Genomic DNA, 229 nt, shown 5'->3' with positions numbered 1-229 from the left:
CGACCCGGACGCGACGATCGCGGACATCTCGGTCGGGGAACAGCAGCGCGTCGAGATCCTGAAGGCCCTGTACCGCGGCGCCGACGTGCTCATCATGGACGAGCCGACCGCGGTGTTGACTCCGCAGGAGGTCGAGGAGCTGTACGGCGTCTTCGAGGAGCTCACCGACCAGGGCAAGACGATCATCTTCATCTCGCACAAGCTCGGCGAGGCGCTCTCCGCGGCCGAC

1 protein-coding gene is annotated in these 229 nt (G+C 66.8%); it reads left to right on the top strand.

What is annotated here, in order from left to right:
- Nucleotides 1–229, top strand: a 229-nt coding sequence (locus EXE44_RS19555) for an ATP-binding cassette domain-containing protein (protein ID WP_137718136.1), incomplete at both ends; no start/stop codon positions are given.

This window comes from Halorubrum sp. SS7, assembly GCF_005435055.1.
Taxonomy (GTDB): Archaea; Halobacteriota; Halobacteria; order Halobacteriales; family Haloferacaceae; genus Halorubrum; species Halorubrum salinarum.
This window is presented reverse-complemented; position numbering and strand designations above follow the sequence as displayed.